Here is a 15,388-nt window from a genome sequence, read left to right as displayed (position 1 = left end):
CATTCTTGTTGCCAAAGGCGGCGCTGCCGCTCACGCTCAGGGCGTCGCCCTGGATGCGGTCGTCGCCAAAGTTCACTTGCGCGCCCGTCGTGCCGTCATATGTCTTGTTGATACCGCCAAAACTCACGTTCAGGGTGCGTGCCGTGATGTCGGCCGTGGTACTGCCTGCATTTCCGTTAAGCACATAGTTGCCCGCATCGCCACCACTCAGCGCCACGTTAGTGACATTGACGGCCTTGCCAGCACCCGCATTCTTGTTGCCAAAGGCGGCGCTGCCGCTCACGCTCAGGGCGTCGCCCTGGATGCGGTCGTCGCCAAAGTTCACTTGCGCGCCCGTCGTGCCGTCATATGTCTTGTTGATACCGCTAAAACTCACGTTCAAGGTGCGTGCCGTGATATCGGCCGTGGTACTGCCCGCAATGCTGCTCAGCACGTAATTGCCCGCATCGGCGCCACTCAACGCCACACCCATTACATGCACGCCCTTGCCGGCACCCGCATTCTTGTTACCAAAGGCGGCATTGCCGCTCACGCTCAGGGCGTCGCCCTGGATGCGGTCGTCGCCAAAGTTCACTTGCGCGCCCGTCGTGCCGTCATATGTCTTGTTGATACCGCCAAAACTCACGTTCAGAGTGCGTGCCGTGATGTCGGCCGTGGTACTGCCAACATTTCCACTCAGCACGTAGTTACCCGCATCGGCGCCCGTCAGGTGGCCCGTTGCCACCTGGTAATCGACCACTTTGCCAGTGCCGACATTCTTGTCACGGAAACTGCCCAGCAAACCGGCCATGCTGACCTGGTCGCCAGTCACCAGGCCTTCAAAATAGCCATTCAGGGCCGCTTGCACGCTGCCGTCGTAGACGCGGCTTTGCGCGCCTGAGACGCCATAGTTCAGCAGGCGCGTGCTGATATCCGCCGTGCCCTCAAGCGTGGTCGACGCCAGGCTGTAGTTGCTCAGGTCATTGCCGCCCAGGATCAGGCCGCTGACATGCACGGCCTTGCCACTGCCGGCGTTCTTGTCGAGGAAGGCGGCGCTGCCACTAATGCTGAGGTCGTCGCCCGCCACCACGTTACCCAGCACAAAACTGGCGCCGTCGTAGCCCAGCGTGCCGTCATACACCTTGCCATTGCCGCCCATGCTCACCGTCAGCGCGCGCGGCGTGATGGCGAAGGTCGTCGTGCCGCCCAGGCTGATGTCGTACTTGGTCGACCACAGGCCCGTCGCCGCATAGTTGCCCACATTGCGCGCGTTGCTGCCGTAGCCGAGGCTGCCATTGACGCCCGTATCGCCATCGAGCAATCCCACATAGGCTATCGACCCGAGGAAAGCGGCCAGCTGGCCATCGTAGACCTTGCCTGCGGCGTTGTTCGAGAGGTTCACTTGCAGCGGCTTCAGGAAAGCCTTCAGCATCGGCGTCGTATAACCTTCGTAAATACGCCATACACTGCTGAAATTGTAGTCGTTGAAGATGCCTTGCTGCTTCATCTGCGCCGTGCTGCGGCCGCTGGAACCACCGCCATCGGCCTGCACCAGCGAGGTTTCAAAATTGAAAAACCCATAGCCGAACGGGGAACCGGTAGCCACGTGGCCGGCGACTGCGCCCACTGTCGCATAGCCGTCGCCGGTCACGGCGCCGCTGCTGAAGACATGGCTGACGCTGCCCGTACTTTCACCGACCAGTCCGCCCATGTTTTCCCTGGTCAATGATGAGTCGGCAATGCCTGCCCGACCCACGGCCCCGCTGGCATACGCATCATTGATGCTGCCGCCGTTCAGGCCCACCAGGCCGCCGATGCTGCGCGCGCCGCTGACATTGCCGGTGGCATACGATTGGCTGAGCGCGCCCTGGTTGTTGCCCACCAGGCCGCCGATCATTTCACGCGCGCCCGTCACCACGCCGCTGGCGTACGAGGTTGCGATACTGGCGCCGGACACATTCCATCCCGCCAGGCCGCCGATGGCGCCGCCGCCATCGGCATTCACGCCGGTGACCGCGCCGCTGCTGGCGGACAGCGTGATGGCGCCACCGTTGCTGCCCACCAGGCCGCCGACGTTGCGCTGGCCGCTGACGGCCATGCTGCTGTTCACGCTATCGATAGTGCCGCTCACGACATTGCCCGCTAGTGCGCCCACGTTCGCGGTGCCGGTGACGCTGCCGCCGCTCAGGGTCAGGTTGCGCAAGGTAGCGCCCTGCACGGTGCCAAACAGGCCTGCCGCCGAACCGGGGGCCAGGCTGCGGTCGATTTTCAAATTGCTGAGCGTAAATCCGGCACCATCGAACACGCCGGAAAAACCGCTGCCACTGCTGGCAATCGGCACAAAACCCAGGTCATTGTTCCAGTTTGCTGTGCCGCTGGCGTCGATATTGCCGGCCAGGCGATAGCTGTTGCCAAGGCCAAGGCTGGCGATGCCTTGCAAGCCATAGATATCGGCGAGCAGATACGGCGAAGAAACGCCGTCGCCCCCGGCCGCGCGCAGGAAACTGGCGCCGCTACCGATGGCAAAGCTTCTGGCGCTGAATCCTGGCAGGACCGCCGCGTTTTGCACCCAGCTGCCGCCGTCGAGGGCAAACGCGCCGCCAACTGTGACAGCGCCCGTGGCCGTAATGGCGGAACCTGAATTGATGCGCAGGTCGCCCGCCGTAGCGAGCGCATCCGATATCCGTATGCCGCCCGTGTTCGTGCCGTCGCCGACGGTCAGCGACGAGGCCGAGATGCCCGCCAGCTCCATCGCATTCAAACTCAGGGACGTACCCGATTTGGTGCCCAGGTCGATGCTGCGCGAACTGCTCAGGGGCTTGATGATCACCTTCGCGCCGCCGGTCGTGCCGCCAAACTGCAAGCCGCCGGCAAAACCGATATTGTCCGCCTGAAGCATCACCGTCTGCCCGGCAACGCCGCTGCCGATCAACTGGTTGCCGCTGCCAGAGAGGCTGATCCCACCCAGCGCAACATTTGCGCGCAGGCTCAGATTGCCGCTGCCTACATTGACCACGCTGGCGCCCGTCACGCTAGCGCCTGAAAGATAAACGTTGCCACCATTACTGATGATGGCGGCATCCAGATTGACGTTCGCCCCCAGGCCGTAGGCGCCGCCAGGGCTGCTGGCATCGTTGGCGGACAGGGTGACGGAGCCGCCCCTGGTCGTGATGGGAGCGAACACATTGATCGTTTCCCCGGCGATGGCGGTCAAGCCGACACCGGAAATCACCATGTCCACGGCACTGCTGAAATTGATATGGTGCGTAGCCTGCAAGATCACATCGCTGTTCGCGTTGGAAATGACACCGGCGCCGATGCTGATACTGCCGCTAGGCGAACCATGGGTGAACTCATCGACATTGCCCAGGTTGCCGCCCAAACCGGCAACCACCTCGATGTCATACGGATCGAGCAGCCAATTGCCGCGCTTGCCACGCGCCGCACTGGTATTCACGCGGATGCCATCGACGGCCAGATAATGGCCGGACGTTTCCACGAAGCCTCCATTGCCGCCCTGCATGCCGCCGCGCGCGGAAATGCTGCCGTGTACCTGGGCCGACTCGTCGCCCCAGGCGATGACCTTGCCACCGTTGCCGCTGTCGATGGCATCGGCGGCCACGCTGGCGTCCTTGCCGACCAGCACCTGGCGCGCATTCTGCACGGCCGCGTTCTTGCCCTGGTAATCGCCGCCCAGCAAGACCGTGCCGCCGCCCGTGGCACCGCTGGCATCGATTTTCGCATTGCCCAGCAAACCCACCTGCTCGCCCAGCACCTGGATTTCTCCGCCCTTGCCGGCCGCGCCCGTGGCGCTGGTAACGCTGCCTGCTTCGAGCAGCGCCTTGCCGCTGGCCTTGAGGACGATCTTGCCATGCTCGCCGACGACGGCGCTGTTGGCGTTGAGCACGCCGCGCTGGCTGAGCAGAGCGCCGGCCATGCCGATGCTGCCGCCCTGGGCGATGATCTGGCCCAGGTTCAGCGCCTGGTCGTTTGGTGCCGAGACCAGCACGCGCAATTGCGGATTGCCGGGGTCGGCCAGTTGCACGCTGCGCCCGGCCGCCAGGATCACTTCGCCGTTCGGCGCCGTGATGATGCCCGTGTTTTCCACGTTCGGCGCGATCAGCAGCACTTGCCCACCCTTGCCCGCATTGATCGTGCCCGCATTGGCGACGCCGCCGGCCGCGCTGCCTGCCGTAAACTGGCGCTTGCCGGCCAGGAAATCGTCATTCGACATGCCCAGGCTGGACGCCACCAGCCCGTTCACGTCCACTTTCGCCCCCTGGCCGAAGACGATGCCGTTCGGATTGATCAGCAATACCTTGCCATTCGATTCGAGCGCGCCCAGGATCTTGCTGGGGTCTTGTCCCGTGATGCGGTTGAGTACGGCGCTATTGCCGTTTTGCTGGATGAAACGCGTGATTTCGCCCGCATGGATGGAAAAACTCTGCCAATTGATGATGGTGTTGGGCGTATTCGTGATCGAGAACACATTGCCCTGCTGATTGAACGTCGCCTGTCCATTGACCACCTGCGGCAAGGCGGGGTTGGCTTGCGCCACGCCGAAACAGCCGGCCAGCAGAAGCGCCAGCGCCGTGCGGCGCAAGGGTGGCGCAAGGGGTGACGAAAAGGATGGCGTCAGGATGAAAACGGAGGCGTGCTGGACGTGATTGTGCATGGTGTTCATCCTGATGCTAGTAGGCCAAGGCGAGGCGGAAATGCAGGCGGTTGGCGCCCCGCTGTCCCGTGTCGCCGCCATTGACGACATGGGCGTAATCGAGTTGCAGATTGGCGTAGCGGCTCAGCAGCAAACGCAGGCCGAGTCCGCCGCTGCTGATGCCTTGCGAAGCGCTTTCGCCGGGCAGACCATGGTTGCGGCGCAGCCAGGCCGTGTCATAGAAGGCCAGCGCGCGGCATTGGTAAGCAAGCGCCTGACCGCACCAGTTCGGCGTGTACAGTTCCAGGTTCAGGTTGACGCCCGAATCATTGGCTACCTCGCGCTCGGCAAAGCCGCGCACGGACGCGGCGCCACCGGAGCCGAACTGCTCGCCAGGCACCAGCGCGTCCGGCGTGACCTGCGCATTGACCAGCGCGCGCCATTGCCAGTCGCCTGCCAGCACACGCCCCGAGCTGGCGCTCAGGCGCACGGTGTTGTAGGCCGCCTTGGCGTGTGCGCGCACGCGGTCGAAATCGGCTTGCGCACCGTGCTTGCCACCGGGAATGTTATGCGCGAACGTGACCGCCACGCTGGTCTCTCCCGTGGGCAAAGTCCAGTTGCCGATGTAGCTGACGCTGAGCGGATGCACGCTGACGTCGGCGCCCAGTTCCATGCCGAACAGCTGCACGCTGTTGCGGTAAGCCTTGTAATCGATGCCATACACGAGCTTGGGTTCGAAATCGTCGCTGCGGGCGAAGTTCTGGTTGTAGCGGATGCCGGCCATGCTGCCCTGGCCGCTGACGGCCAGGTCGAAAATGCCGGCCGAAATGCTGCCCGAATCGACGTTCGAATAGCTGGCAAAAAAATCCATCGAGTCGCCCAGCGCATACAGCGGCAAGTGGTAGCCGGCGCCATATACGCCCACCTTGTCCGGCTTTTCCAGACTGCTCGTGTATTGCAGGCTGGCGACATGATCGCGCCCGAACAGGTTGGCATGCTGCAGCACCACGCCCACGTGCGTCTTGCCCGTTTGCGCATTGCCCGTGTTGTCCACGTTGAGCATGGCTTTCCAGGGCTTTTCATCGGCCACCGTGACGAGGGCGTCGATGGCACCCGCCGGCTCGTCGGCCTGCAGGCGCACTTCGATCTTGCGCGCCGGATTTTCATTGGCCAGCTTCAGGCTTTGCGACAGGGCCGGCAAGTTCGGCGTCTCGCCTTCGCGAAGAAACGGCAAGGCGCGCCGCACGTTGGCCTCGTCGACCCAGGCATTGCCGCTGATGGCGACCTTGCCCAGCGGCGTTTGCAGCACGCTCAGGCGCACCACGCCACGCTCCAGTTCCTGCTCGGGCAACTGCACCTGCACGGCGCTGTAACCACGCGCGCGGTAGGCCCCCTCCAGCGCCTCGACGGCGCGGGCAATATCGGAAAAATCGCGCTGTGCTCCCACATAGGGCGCCAGCAGCGCTTGCACCTGCGCTTGCGTGAGCAGGGTGCCCTCGACGTCGAAGCGGCGGATCTCGAAGCGCGGCACGCCGTCTTCCTGCCTGGCAGGAGCCGTGTCATCCATGGAAACGGCAGCGCCGGCAGCGCCGACGGCGAACAGCAGCGCGGAACCCGCAAGCAGGTGCACCAAACGATATGTCATGTGTAGGATTTCTTGTGTAACCGGACAAGCGCGCGGCCCGCAGGCGCCAGCGTATCCGGCAATGGATTGAAGGCAAATTTTAGACGGCTTTTAGTTTCCAGTCAGAAATTTCTAACATTCTCCCTGATTTTCATCGCAGTGCAGCAAACAGTGTGCCCAGAATGATGAAAAATGCCGCCATTGCGGGCATTTCCCGCCACGACGGCAGGCTTACTTGCTATTCAATACGGTCACGCCGTCCCAGTCGGCAGGCGGCGGCATGCTGCGATAGCGCTCCAGGCGTGCCGCGTACAGGTGATACAGGCCGTCGTCGGGGAAGTCCGCCTGCAAGCGTGCCAGCTGCGTGCCAGCGGCCGCCCAGTCGCGCGCGCGCAGCCAGGCCAGCACCGCGTGCCAGCGCTCCAGCTGCACCAGCTCTGTCGCGTCGGCGTCGGCCAGCAGGCAGCGCGGCTCGAAGATGGCCACGGCTTCCTGCTTGCCCAGCACACGTATGCAATCGAGTTCGCGGTACAGGAAGTCCGGAGCTGCGGCGCGCGTGGCATCGCCCACGACGATGCCCACGCCATACAGCTTGCTGGCGCCTTCCAGGCGCGCGGCCAGGTTAACGCTGTCGCCCATCACGGTATAGGCGCGGCGGATGCGCGAGCCCATGTCGCCCACATGCATGGCTCCCGTATTGATGCCGATGCCGATGCGCAGCGCCGGCCAGCCGCGCGCGGCAAACTCGCCATTCAGTTGCGCCGCGCTGCGCTGCATCAGCAGGGCGCTGGCCACGGCCCGACTGGCGTGGTCGGCAAAGGCGACGGGCGCACCCCAGAACGCCATCACGGCGTCGCCGATGTATTTGTCCAGCGTGCCGCCATGGCTGTCGCGGATATCTTCCGACATGGCCGTCAGGTACAGATTGATGTATTCGCGCAGCGCGGCCGGCGCCAGCTGCTCGGAGATGGCCGTGAAACCGCGCACGTCGGCAAACAGCACCGTCAGTTCGCGGTTCTCGCCCTCCATGGTGTAGCGCTGCGGATCGTCGGCCATCTCGGCCACCAGCTCGGGCGCCACATATTCGCCGAAGCGCGCCACCAGCGCGCGCCCCTTGCGCACCTCGAAAAAGTAACCCCAGGCCAGGTTGGCGATGAATAGCGCAACGATCAGCAGCAGCAGCACGGCGCCGCCCAGCACCAGGTCGTGCACGGCGTACAGGTACAGGTTGATGGCGATGGCGGCGGCCAGCGCGCCCAGGGTGGCCAGCATCACGCCGGCCGGCGGCAGCACGGCCAGGGCGCCCGCCAGCAGCAGGCCAAACAGCACGATCTGCACCAGTTCGAACGCCAGCGCGTAGTCGGGTCGGGCCTTGAAGCGCCCGTCGAGCATGGACTTGATCAGGTTGGCATGCACTTCCACTCCCGGATACTCGGCATTCACGGGCGTGGCGCGGATATCGTTCAAGCCGGGCGCCGTGGTGCCCACCAGCACGATGGCACCCTTCAGCAGCGCGGGCGGCACCGTCCCGGCCAGCACATCGGAGGCCGACACATAGCGGAAGGCGCCGCCAGCGGGGCCGCCCGCGCCGCGGTACTGCACCGTGGTCGTCAAGGCTTCGCCCACGGGGATCGCCATCGCGCCGCGCGGCGTGAACAGCATGATGTGTTCGAGGCCGCCGCTGGCCAGTTCGCGCGCTGACAAGGTATCGGCCGTGCCCCTGAAACGGGGGGCGATGGCGCGCGCCTGCAGATAGACGGCCACGGTAGCCAGCGACAGCGAAGGGTAATAGCCGTCGCCGATGCGCTGCAACAGGGTCGAGGAACGCACGACGCCATCGGCATCGGTCAGCGCCGTGAAGATGCCGGCGCCTTGCGCGGCCGCCTGCAGGGTCGCGATATTGGCTTCGTAGCCGCGCGCCACGTAGGCCGTGACGCTGCGCCCGTTCAAATCGGCCACGGTGAAGGCGGGCTTGGGCAGCACGCCCTTCCTTTGCTGCTCCGAGACGCTGTAGCCCAGCACCACGGGCTGGCCGCGCATGGCGCCGGCAAACAGGCCGTCGTAGTCCATGGCCGGGCGCAGCTTTTCCAGCTGCGCCGGCAAGCCGGCCACGCCGGCCAGTTCGCCGCGCGCCAGGCCCTGCAGCACGGCGTAGCCGGAACTGGTGTCGGCTTCGGGAAACGAGATGTCAAACGCCAGCGTGGCAACGCCATACTTGCCCGTCAGCTGGCGCACCAGGCGCGCCTGGATATCGCGGCTCCAGGGAAAGCGGCCCACGCGGGCCAGGCTTTGCTCGTCGATGTCGACGATGACGATGCGGTGGTCGAGCTGCGGCGCATCAAAGCGCATGCGCCAGTCGCCCAGCATGGCATCGAGGCGCGCGATGTTGTCGTTGCCGGCCAGGCACAGGATGGCCGCCGCCACCGTCAGCAGCACGCCCAGCAGCGACCGCACCCCGTGCTTGCGCAAGGCCAGCGACAGCTTCAAGGGGTATAGCCCGGAATGGCCGCCTCGTCGACGGCATCGATTTGACTCGGATGCAGGTGCTTTTCAGCGAAGGTCAAATAGACTTTGCTGCGGATGAAAACGTCGAACAGCTCCGGGTCGATATGCCCGTTCAGGCTGAAATTGCCGAGGATGCGCAGGGATTCGGACAACGGTTTACCCTTTTTGTACGGCCGGTCGCGCGCCGTCAGGGCCTCGAAAATGTCGGCAATCGCCATCAGCCGCGCCGGCACCGACATCTGCTCCTTGGTGAGACCGCGCGGATAGCCCTTGCCATCCATGCGCTCGTGGTGGCCGCCCGCATATTCGGGCACCTTCTGCAGGTGCTTGGGCCACGGCAGCGCTTCGAGCATGCGGATCGAGACGCTGATATGGTTGTTGACGATGGCCCGCTCGGCCGCGGTCAGAGTGCCGGCGCGGATGGTCAGGTTTTCCGTCTCGTCGGCGTCGAGAAAATCGCGCAGTTCGCCGTCGGCCGTGCGCCAGCGGCGCATGGCGATCCGCCGCACTCTTTCCTGGTCAGCCTGCGCCATGCTTTCGCCGCCGATGTTCACCGTGCGGATGAAGTCGCGCTCTTCGCGCAGAGCGGCCAGCTCCAGCTCCAGCGCGCGGGCAATCGCATCTTTGCGTTCCGGCTGCGCCGCCTGCTCGCGCAGGGCGGCAATCTCGGCGTCGCGCAGCAGCACTTCGTAGCGCGTGTCGATCAGCGCAATGCGATCAAAAATGGTTTCCAGCTTGGTGGCCTTGTCGACCACGTGCACGGGCGTGGTGATCTTGCCGCAATCGTGCAGCAGACCGGCCAGCCACAGCTGCTTGCGCTCGTTGTCGCTGAGCCGGAAATCGGCCAGCGGGCCGCTTTCGGTCGCATGTGCGGCGTCGGCCAGCAGCATCGTCAGCTCGGGCACGAACTGACAATGCCGCCCCGTGTAGGGCGACTTTTCATCGATGCCGATATTGATCAGGGTAACGAGCGATTCCAGCAGCTCTTCCAGCTGCGAAATAAGCAGCTGATTCGTCAGCGCCACGCCCGCCTGCGCAGCCAGCGCCTCGATGAAGCGCTGGTCGGTGGAGGAAAAAGCGCGCACCTGGCCCGTCTCACCATCCAGGGCATTGATCAGTTGCAGCACGCCGATCAAATCGCCCTCGTGATCGCTCATGGGCACCGTCAGGATCGATTGCGTGTGGTAGCCATGGTGACGGTCAAAGTCCCGCATGCCGGAAAAATTGAAGGCCTCGTCGCGGTACACGTCGGCGATATTCACGCTGCGGCGCATGTTCGCCGCATACGCGGCCACCGATGACAGGTTGGGCTGGCCCGCGCCATCGAACAGGGGCACGCCCGGCAAGCCCATGTCGGCCCCCTGCGCGATGCCCAGGCTGTCGTTGACGCTGATGTCGAACGCCAGCTGGCGGCCCTCGGCCATGGGCCGGTACAGCGTGGCGCCATCGGCGCCGCTCATGCTTTTTGCCAGCAGCACGATGCGCTGCAACAGCGCGCCGATATCGTGCCCCTCGCCGCCCAGGCCGTGGCCGAGCGCGACACTGAGTTCGGTCAATTGCTCCAGTCTGTGGGCGATTTTCTCAGGGTGCAACTGCGGCATGTTGATGACAATCAGGTAATGGGCAAGCAAAAAAAGGGGAAGTCGGCAAGCGCCAGTGTAACGGCCACCCTCCGCACTGTACATTACTTAGCTACAACAAAATGAAATAACTTTCCGTATCGCAACACACATAAATGTTGCCGCCAATTTCATTAATTAGAATAGAATCAACAATAATTACACCGTAACAAGGTACTGAATGAAATTCACGTTCAGGGGCGTGCGCGGCTCCATCCCCTCCCCCGGCCCGCGCACGGCGCGCTATGGCGGCAACACCACCTGCATCGAAGTACGCACCGACAACGACAGTCTGATCATTCTCGATGCGGGCAGCGGCATCTTCTCGCTGGCGCAGCAACTGCCGCCCGGCCTGCCGGTCGACGCACACGTCTTCATCACCCACAGCCACTGGGACCACATCCACGGCCTGCCCATGTTTAGCCCCCTGTTCGTGGCTGGCAACCGCATGCGCCTGCACGGCGCGCACGATGCCGTCGCCGGACGGGGCATCGAACACGTGATGGCGGTGCAGCTGCAAGACAGCTATTTTCCCGTCAGCGAAGCGGCCATGGCGGCCAGCATCGAGTACCGCACCCTGGCGCCCGGCGAAACCGTCGAGGTGGGGGGGGCATGCGTGCGCGGCGCGGAAATGAACCACCCGGTGGTCAACCTGGGCTACCGCATCGACTGCGGCGGCGCCTCGCTGTTTTTCAGCGGCGACCATGAACCGTTCTACAACCTGCATCCACCCGGCCATGCCGACCATGCGGCCTGCGCGGAGCGCAATGTGCAGCGCCAGGCCGGCATCGACGCAATGGTCGCCGGCGTCGACGCGCTGATCATGGACTGCTCGTACACGCGCGAGGAGTACCCGGGCAAGCAGGGCTGGGGCCACGGCACCTTCGACGCCGCCTTCGACCTGGCCCTGCGCTGCCGCGCGCGGCGCCTGTACTGCACCCATCACGAACCGACCCGCAGCGACGAACAGCTCGAAGCCGTGTTTGCCGACGTGATGGGCCGTTATGCGGGCCGCCTGGATGGCTTGCAGGTGTTTCTCGCCTACGAGGGACTGACGGTGGAACTGGCCGGGGCATAAAAAAAGGGAACCTTTTGGTTCCTTTTTTTTATACATGTGCCCAGTTGACCCAAGGCCCTATGAAAACCGTAGCGAGCAAGCCCAATATCGGATTGAGTAGCGGAGCTGTACTTTAGTACAGTGAGCAACGGAGATTCGATAGTGGGCTTCGCAGTAGGTTTGCAGAGGCGCCTTACATGATGTGGTGGCCAATCCACCAAGCGACTGCCGCAACAAACGCGGAAGCAGGAATCGTGAAGATCCAGGCCCAGACGATGTTGCCCGCGACACCCCAGCGCACGGCCGACATTTTTTGTGCCGAGCCGACGCCGACGATGGCGCCCGTAATGGTGTGCGTGGTCGACACGGGAATGCCCAGCGCCGTCGAGACGAACAGGGTGATCGCGCCGCCCGTTTCAGCGCAGAAGCCGCCTACGGGTTTCAACTTGGTGATCTTCTGGCCCATGGTCTTGACGATGCGCCAGCCGCCGAACAGCGTACCGAAGCTGATGGCCGTGTAGCACGAAATGATGACCCACAGCGGCGGCATGGCGTCGGCCGCGTTCGAATAGCCGGCGGCGATCAGCAGCATCCAGATGATGCCGATGGTCTTTTGCGCATCATTGCCGCCGTGGCCCAGGCTATAGGCCGCCGCCGATATCAATTGCAGGCGGCGGAACCACTTGTCGACCTTGCGCGGCGTCGAACGCACAAAAATCCACGACACCAGCAGCATCATGATCGAGCCGAACACAAAGCCCAGCACGGGTGCGATGACGATGAAGGCCACCGTTTTCCACAGGCCGGCCGCGACCAGCGCGCCCGTGCCCGACTTGGCGACGGCGGCGCCCACCAGGCCGCCGATCAGCGCGTGCGAGGACGACGATGGAATGCCGTAGTACCAGGTGAACAAATTCCAGAAGATGGCGCCCATCAGCGCGCCGAAGATCACGTACTGGTCGATCACTGTCGGGTCAATCGTGCCCTTGCCCACCGTGGCGGCCACGGTCAGCTGGTGGAACACGAAAATGGCGACGAAGTTGAAGGTGGCAGCCATGGCAACCGCGGTCTGCGGTTTCAATACGCCCGTCGAGACCACCGTGGCGATCGCGTTGGCGGCATCGTGGAAGCCGTTCATGAAGTCAAACAGCAGCGCGAGGACGATCAACAGGCCTAGCACGTAGATGCTGATTTGTATGGTCATTGTAGTTTCTTTTCTGATTCTGGTTCAGGACAGGCCCAACGCTTACGCGTTTTCGACGATGATGCCTTCGATAATATTGGACACATCTTCGCAACGGTCGGTCACGGTTTCCAGAATTTCGTAGATCGCTTTCAGCTTGATCAGGTTGCGCACGTCCGGCTCGTCGCGGAACAGTTTGGACATGGCGGCGCGCATCACGTGGTCAGCGTCCGATTCCAGGCGGTCGATCTCTTCGCAGATGGCGACGATCTTGCGCGAGTTGTCCATGTTGTGCAGCAAGGCGACGGCGTCGCGCACTTTTTCGGTACAGGCCAGCACCAGTTCGGCCAGGCGCTTGGCTTCCGGCGTAACGGCTTTCAGGTCGTACAGCGAGACGGTTTGCGCCGCGTCTTCCAGCAGGTCGAGGATGTCGTCCTGGCGCGTGATCAGCTGATGGATGTCGTCGCGGTCGATCGGCGTGATGAAGGTCTTGTGCAGCATTTCCACGGTGGCGTAGGTGACTTTGTCTGCCTGTTTCTCGATGCTTTCGATCGCATGTACGCGGTTTTCCAGATCGTCGAAATTGGTCATCAGGCCCAGCATTTCTTTAGCGCCCTTGACGCACAATTCAGCGTGCTGGTTAAACAATTCAAAAAACTTGCCCTCAGTGGGCATCAAGCGTCCAAACATGTCATTCTCCGTTAAGCATTGAGTCGTGTTATTTACTACAGAAAGCCGCCCCGTATGAGGGGGCGGCCAATGGAATATCAGTGCTGCTGAGTCTTAGTCGCCTTGGTAAAGCGCCAGGCCACCACTGTAATTGCCAAATTTGGTGTACTGCCCCATGAAGGTGAGGCGGATGCTGCCGATCGGACCGTTACGTTGTTTACCGATGATGATCTCGGCCGTTCCCTTGTCTGGCGAGTCGGGGTTATACACCTCGTCACGGTAAATGAACAGGATCACGTCGGCATCCTGCTCAATAGCGCCCGATTCGCGCAAGTCCGACATCACGGGACGCTTGTTCGGGCGTTGCTCCAGCGAGCGGTTCAGCTGCGACAGCGCGATCACGGGACAACCGAGTTCTTTCGCCAGGCCTTTCAAGCCACGCGAAATTTCGGAAATCTCCGTGGCACGGTTATCGCCTGGGGAATTGGCCGACATCAGCTGCAAGTAATCGACGATGATCAGGCCCAGCTTGCCGCATTGACGCGACAAACGGCGCGAGCGCGCGCGCAATTCGATGGAATTCAAGGCCGGCGTTTCATCGATGTACAACTGGGCGTCGTTCATCTTTTGAATCGCATTCGTCAGGCGTGGCCAGTCTTCGTCGTTCAGACGGCCCGTGCGCAACCGGTGCTGATCCAGCTGTCCAACCGAACCGAGCATACGCATGGCCAGCTGGGCGCCGCCCATCTCCATCGAGAACACGGCCACGGGCAAGCCGCTGTCGATGGCCACGTTTTCGCCGATGTTGACGGAAAACGCCGTCTTGCCCATCGAAGGGCGGCCCGCCACGATCACCAGGTCGCCCGGCTGCAGACCGGAGGTCATGCGGTCCAGGTCGATGAAACCGGTGGGCACGCCCGTGATTTCACTCTGGTTGTCGCGGCTGTACAGCTCGTCGATACGCTCGACCACCTGCGTCAGCAGGGGCTGGATGGCGGTCCAGCCCTGGGCGCCGCGCGCGCCTTCTTCGGCGATGGCGAAGATCTTCGATTCGGCCTCGTCAAGCATCTGCTTGACTTCCTTGCCTTGCGGGCTGAAGGCCGTGCCGGAGATATCGTCGGCGACCGTAATAAGTTTGCGCAGCACGCCGCGGTCGCGCACGATCTCGGCATAACGCCGGATGTTAGCGGCCGATGGCGTGTTTTGCGCCATGGCGTTCAGGTACGCGAGTCCGCCCACATCATCGGCCTTGCCGAGCTGGGTCAGGGTTTCAAAAACAGTAATGACATCGGCTGGCCTGGAGCCGTTAATCATCTTGACGATTTGCTCGAAGATGATGCGATGGTCATAGCGATAGAAATCCTCCGCATGCATGAAGTCGGCGATGCGGTCATATGCTGCATTGTCGCGCAGCAGACCACCGATAACGGATTGTTCTGCTTCGATCGAATGCGGCGGAATACGGAGGGAATCTAGTTGCGGATCAGAGGGGGCGTTCATGGCGCGAATTATACCCGCTTCGGCGTGCTGGCAAAAATAAAGGGCTGAAATTGAGCGAAAAAAAGGCCACAAAAAAGCCGGGCGAACCCGGCTTTTCATCGTGCGGCAATGCTTGCGGGACAGGCCCGCAAACGATTACGCGTTCGCGTCTGGAACGACAGCGATAACAACTTCCACGACCACGTCGGTGTGCAGAGCAACCGAAACGCTGTGCTCGCCAACGATCTTCAGCGGGCCGGTAGGCATGCGGATTTGTGCTTTTTCAACAGCAAAACCTTGCTTGGTCAGCGCTTCAGCGATGTCGAAGTTGGTGACGGAACCGAACAGACGGCCATCGACGCCAGCTTTTTGAGCAACTTGAACGGTCAGACCGCTCAGTTTTTCGCCCTGGGCTTGCGATGCAGCCAGTTTGGCGGCAGCAGCTTTTTCCAGTTCGGCGCGCTTGACTTCGAATTCAGCCACAGCGGTAGCCGTAGCACGACGTGCCAGGCGTTGCGGGATCAGGAAGTTACGTGCGTAACCGTCTTTGACTTTGACGACTTCGCCGAGGTTACCGACGTTAACAACTTTTTCTAACAGAATGATTTGCATAGTTCTT

The 15,388-nt window shown here is 62.7% G+C and carries 9 protein-coding genes; 1 reads left to right on the top strand and 8 read right to left on the bottom strand.

The features are described from left to right. The 4 genes from ACQ4W0_RS26160 to ACQ4W0_RS26145 form a co-directional block, all read right to left on the bottom strand. Positions 1 to 4,654 (bottom strand): beta strand repeat-containing protein (locus ACQ4W0_RS26160; RefSeq protein ID WP_436579403.1); only part of this gene is annotated, 4,654 nt, incomplete at its 3' end. A gap of 16 nt (positions 4,655 to 4,670) precedes the next feature. Then, complete coding sequence (locus ACQ4W0_RS26155) at positions 4,671 to 6,278, bottom strand: ShlB/FhaC/HecB family hemolysin secretion/activation protein (RefSeq protein ID WP_436579402.1); 1,608 nt, start codon at positions 6,276 to 6,278, stop codon at positions 4,671 to 4,673. 210 nt (positions 6,279 to 6,488) lie between these two features. Then, on the bottom strand, positions 6,489 to 8,744 hold the full coding sequence (locus ACQ4W0_RS26150; protein ID WP_436579401.1) for a CHASE2 domain-containing protein: 2,256 nt from the start codon (positions 8,742 to 8,744) through the stop codon (positions 6,489 to 6,491). Then, positions 8,741 to 10,363, bottom strand: a complete 1,623-nt coding sequence (locus tag ACQ4W0_RS26145; protein WP_436579400.1) for a GAF and HD-GYP domain-containing protein — start codon at positions 10,361 to 10,363, stop codon at positions 8,741 to 8,743. Before ACQ4W0_RS26145 ends, ACQ4W0_RS26150 begins: the two co-directional genes overlap by 4 nt. A 199-nt stretch (positions 10,364 to 10,562) precedes the next feature. Here ACQ4W0_RS26145 and ACQ4W0_RS26140 point away from each other — a divergent pair, with 199 nt between their 5' ends. Then, on the top strand, positions 10,563 to 11,459 hold the full coding sequence (locus tag ACQ4W0_RS26140) for an MBL fold metallo-hydrolase (RefSeq protein ID WP_436579399.1): 897 nt from the start codon (positions 10,563 to 10,565) through the stop codon (positions 11,457 to 11,459). A 172-nt stretch (positions 11,460 to 11,631) separates the two neighbouring features. Here ACQ4W0_RS26140 and ACQ4W0_RS26135 read toward each other — a convergent pair whose 3' ends face one another. From ACQ4W0_RS26135 to rplI, 4 genes are all read right to left on the bottom strand, one after another. Next, positions 11,632 to 12,642 (bottom strand): inorganic phosphate transporter, encoded by a 1,011-nt coding sequence (locus tag ACQ4W0_RS26135; RefSeq protein ID WP_436579398.1) that lies wholly within the window; start codon positions 12,640 to 12,642, stop codon positions 11,632 to 11,634. A gap of 42 nt (positions 12,643 to 12,684) precedes the next feature. After that, a complete protein-coding gene (locus ACQ4W0_RS26130; protein WP_183675874.1) occupies positions 12,685 to 13,311 on the bottom strand; it encodes a DUF47 domain-containing protein in 627 nt (208 codons plus the stop codon). 93 nt (positions 13,312 to 13,404) lie between these two features. Continuing rightward, complete coding sequence (locus ACQ4W0_RS26125; RefSeq protein WP_071076107.1) at positions 13,405 to 14,790, bottom strand: replicative DNA helicase; 1,386 nt, start codon at positions 14,788 to 14,790, stop codon at positions 13,405 to 13,407. Positions 14,791 to 14,925: 135 nt separating this feature from the next. Next, positions 14,926 to 15,381 (bottom strand): 50S ribosomal protein L9, encoded by a 456-nt coding sequence (gene rplI / locus ACQ4W0_RS26120; RefSeq protein WP_102121955.1) that lies wholly within the window; start codon positions 15,379 to 15,381, stop codon positions 14,926 to 14,928. Between the last annotated feature and the right edge of the window lie 7 nt (positions 15,382 to 15,388).

Source organism: Janthinobacterium breve, from assembly GCF_051380895.1.
Classification (GTDB): domain Bacteria; phylum Pseudomonadota; class Gammaproteobacteria; order Burkholderiales; family Burkholderiaceae_D; genus Janthinobacterium.
This window is presented reverse-complemented; position numbering and strand designations above follow the sequence as displayed.

Coding starts and splice junctions, on each gene's coding strand:
- ACQ4W0_RS26155 (WP_436579402.1), bottom strand. CDS start 6,278: ATGACATATCGTTTGGTGCACCTGCTTGCGGGTTCCGCGCTGCTGTTC.
- ACQ4W0_RS26145 (WP_436579400.1), bottom strand. CDS start 10,363: ATGCCGCAGTTGCACCCTGAGAAAATCGCCCACAGACTGGAGCAATTG.
- ACQ4W0_RS26140 (WP_436579399.1), top strand. CDS start 10,563: ATGAAATTCACGTTCAGGGGCGTGCGCGGCTCCATCCCCTCCCCCGGC.
- ACQ4W0_RS26135 (WP_436579398.1), bottom strand. CDS start 12,642: ATGACCATACAAATCAGCATCTACGTGCTAGGCCTGTTGATCGTCCTC.
- ACQ4W0_RS26130 (WP_183675874.1), bottom strand. CDS start 13,311: ATGTTTGGACGCTTGATGCCCACTGAGGGCAAGTTTTTTGAATTGTTT.
- ACQ4W0_RS26125 (WP_071076107.1), bottom strand. CDS start 14,790: ATGAACGCCCCCTCTGATCCGCAACTAGATTCCCTCCGTATTCCGCCG.
- rplI (WP_102121955.1), bottom strand. CDS start 15,381: ATGCAAATCATTCTGTTAGAAAAAGTTGTTAACGTCGGTAACCTCGGC.